Raw genomic sequence first — 3,642 nt, 5'->3', positions numbered from 1 at the left:
GTTTATTGCTTGTATTAGATGTTTATTAGTTACTCATTAGGTGTCGGCTAGTTGCTAGTTAATTGTGCATTTTGCTGCTTTTGCTTGTTCTTTGCTCGTTTTTTAACGTGTATTATTCGCATTAATTCTGTACTAAATATTTAGCTAGTTATATAGCTAGTTATGTAACCAGTTATGCTCTCATGTTTCGCTAATACTAATTTCGTGCGTCGCTAGTGGTAAACTGTGCAAGCGTGTCTGTCGCATACAATTATTGAGCAGAGGTTTTGAATATGGCTGAATTACAGCAAAATTTTGAGGGAGATGAATCCTTCAATATTACATCTAGTAATATGCCTGATGATGCTAGTGACGAACTGTTGCTTTTATGCAGGTTCCTCAAAGTCATGTAGAAGATCAAATGGCTGATAATTCTGTTAATTATGAGGGAACTCTTGCTGATAATTTAGGCGAAGTCGCCGATGAAGAAGATACTTCTGGAGACATTGTTGACGATATCGTTGAAGATATTGCCGGTAATAAGAAGAATGTGTTTGGTAATAATGCTACATCTTATGGCATGTATGCAAATGCAACTCCTGCCGATTCAACTGCAACCGATTCATTTAGAGTAGTAGAGCCGAAAGCAAAGAAACATCGTGCGAACCGTTCCGCATTGGCGTTGATGTATTCGCTTCTTATTTTTGTTATTTTGTTAGCTGCAGCATTTTTTGCACTTCATTTGTATTTCAACAATCGAGTTGCTCCAGGTGTTGATTTTGGTGATGCTTCTATTACGCGCAATCTCACTGGCTATCAGGAAGATTCTGTAAGCAAGACTGTTCAGAATGCTGTGGATCATAGCGAATTAGTAATTAGTGACGATCAAGGCAATAGTGTTGATGCAGATTTGAGTCAACTTGGTGTCAAGATTGATAAGAACGCAACTGTAAAAGCTATTATGAATGCTAAGCGAGATAATTTATTTACTCGTATTATGCCTTGGGTTCATCAAACCGTGAGCTTGAAAGCTGTACGTGATGATTCTGCTTTGGATTCGTACTTATTGCATAAGTTTATTCGTGAGAAGGATCGCGCTGTACCTTATAGTGCAGTTTTCGACAAGGATTCTGAATCTTACAAGGTAGAGGATGGTATACCTGGTCGCACTATAGAAACTATGTCTGTTCGTGAAGCAGTAAAAAAGTTAATTGCTCACCCTGGTAAAACAGTAAAAGTTTCTGTTACATCTCGACGCACTGACGCTCCTATTAAGCTTGATGCAGCGCAGAAACTTGTAGATGATTTAAATAAACTTCTTGAGAAAAAAATCACGTTTAATAACGGTGACGGTAAAGATTTTACGGTTCCAAAAGAAGCGATTGCGTCTTGGATCAGTATAAAAGCAGATACGACTCGCCGTAAGCTTTCTTACACAATTGATGCAGATAAAGCAGATTATTATTTGTCTCAAGTTCTTCCAAAAGAGCTTAATCAGCAAAAGATTAATCAGGAAGATGCAGTCAATAAAGAAGGCAAGTTTATTTTCACAACACTTAAAGGTTCTAATGGTGTTGAAATTAGCTATTCCGATAGTATTGCGAAAAAGGCTGTAGAATCTTTGCGCAATGGCAATGATTTCAAGATGTCTGTTCCTTCAAAAATCACTAAGTTTACCGTTGAAAAGAAGCTTGTTGAAATGCGCATTGTTGTTGACAAAACAACCCAAACGGCTTCTGTTTATAGGAATGATGAACTTGTAAAAACATTCCCTGTTTGCACAGGTAAGCGCGGTGCCGATGATTCAGCTTCTGGTACATTCTTTATTTACTTGCGTTATGCTTCACAAGATATGCGCGGTAGGAATGGCGATGGCTCTCCTTACTTCTCTCCTGGAGTGCGTTGGGTTAGCTATTACCATGGTGGAGAAGGTTTCCACACTGCTTCTTGGAATTATAAGGGTATTGCAACTGGCGATGCTGCAAATCACGGCTCTCATGGTTGCATAAACATGTATGAGCAGGATGCTCGCTGGATTTTTGAAAATTGCCCACGTGGCACTATTGTGCAAATTGTTGGCACGACTCCGGATGGTCCGGTACGCGAATGAGCGAATCTGTGGGTAACTCACTTAACAAAGATGAACGCGCCGAAGGACTTTCGCTTTCTGCGCGTTCTAATCTTGAGTATGTGCAAAGCCCACAATCTACTCCGCAATTAGTGGCGTCTAGACGGATTAGCAGTGCGCCAATTCCTGTGCATGTTACGGCAACATTGTTTGACGCTCCTTCTAAAGCTGAGCGTATTGACAATAAGCCATTGCTTGTGCGTTTTGGTCGCAGGCTCGTTACATCTATTGTCGGCATGTGGATGCGTCTTGCTGGTCGTGTTGCACGTCGTTTTGGCTGGTTTCCAAGTGTTGAGCCATATATTGGGTATGGAACGCATAGATATGCTCGCTTGATTTGCAGAACTGTGTATGCTCCAAAGCTTGGTCATCATTCTGCTCTAAAACGCGGAATTTATGCGATGCTTGTTGTTCCTGCTGTGCGTGTGCGCGTGGCTTTGTCTATTGACGGTATTCCTGTAGAAACAGCTCAAATTGGCGATTCTGAAATATACGATAAGCCTGAAGGTTCACGCGATGGTAGTGCAGAGTACTGTATTTCTGACCGTGCAGGGTATTTAGATTTAATTACCGAACGCGCTTTAGAGCCTGGTCGTCACGTTGTTTCGTATTCTGTTAGTGACCGTGAGCCTGTAAAAGCGAGTTTATTTGCTATTGATGCAAATGTTCCTGTTGGTGTTATTTCGGACGTTGACGACACTATTATGGTTACTCAAGCGCCTTCGCCAATTCGCGCTGCTTATAATTTGCTTATTATGAATCCTGCTCATCGTTCGCCAGTTGCTGGAATGTCTGAGTTTTTCCAGTCTTTAGAGCGTTTGCGTGACGATATTCCATTTTTCTATCTTTCTACTTCTCCGTGGAATGTTGAGGCTTCAATTCGTCACTTTATTGATCGCGAAAAGTTTCCTGAGGGTCCTCTTCTTCTTCGTGATTTGGATCCGCGTCCTAAAACTTTTATTCCAAACGGACCGCAGCATAAATTAGAATTTGCAACTCAACTTATGGATGATTTTCCTGGCATGCGTTTTGTGCTTATTGGCGATGATGGTCAAAAGGATCCTTTAACGTATGCGAATATTATTCGTAAGCATCCAGGTCGTGTGCTTGCAGTAGGTATTAGGCAATTGCGTAAGCGTGCTACTGTTGAGGATTTTCGTCGTAAATTATCTCGTGATTTTGCTGTTGCTTTAAGTGCATCTAAACGTGCGTATGTTTTTTCGGATGCTCTTGATACTACGTGTGAAGATGCGCAAGAAATTCCTACTATGGCGATCGAAAAATTAAATAATGCTAACGAGTTTTCTGGTGATATTGATGATTTTGATGATGCTCAAATGCGCATAATTGAAGCAGAAGGTGCTGCTGGTACTTTGCAAGGCGTGCCATTTTTTGCAGCTCCTCAAGGCAAAGATTTAGCTAAAGTAATGCTTCCGTTTATAGAGGAAGCGATTGCGAAATAGTATAAAATAATTGCAAAATAATTTTGTAATATTAAAGAATTGCAGAAAATATTTCGTTACTAATATATAAGA

2 protein-coding genes are annotated in these 3,642 nt (G+C 40.4%); both read left to right on the top strand.

The features are described 5' to 3' along the window. Positions 1 to 400: 400 nt before the first annotated feature. Positions 401 to 2,089 (top strand): L,D-transpeptidase, encoded by a 1,689-nt coding sequence (locus A5294_RS05970; RefSeq protein WP_231880209.1) that lies wholly within the window; start codon positions 401 to 403, stop codon positions 2,087 to 2,089. Beyond that, positions 2,086 to 3,570 carry an App1 family protein gene (locus tag A5294_RS05965; RefSeq protein WP_004105429.1) on the top strand — a complete coding sequence of 495 codons (1,485 nt, stop codon included), beginning with the start codon at positions 2,086 to 2,088 and terminating at the stop codon, positions 3,568 to 3,570. Before A5294_RS05970 ends, A5294_RS05965 begins: the two co-directional genes overlap by 4 nt. The last annotated feature ends 72 nt before the right edge of the window (positions 3,571 to 3,642 follow it).

The sequence above is a fragment of the Gardnerella sp. 30-4 genome, from assembly GCF_001641215.1.
GTDB classification, from domain to species: domain Bacteria; phylum Actinomycetota; class Actinomycetes; order Actinomycetales; family Bifidobacteriaceae; genus Bifidobacterium; species Bifidobacterium leopoldii.
This window is presented reverse-complemented; position numbering and strand designations above follow the sequence as displayed.

What these genes read in the sequence shown, in the direction of transcription:
- A5294_RS05970 (WP_231880209.1), top strand. Translation starts at nt 401, where the DNA reads ATGGCTGATAATTCTGTTAATTATGAGGGAACTCTTGCTGATAATTTA.
- A5294_RS05965 (WP_004105429.1), top strand. Translation starts at nt 2,086, where the DNA reads ATGAGCGAATCTGTGGGTAACTCACTTAACAAAGATGAACGCGCCGAA.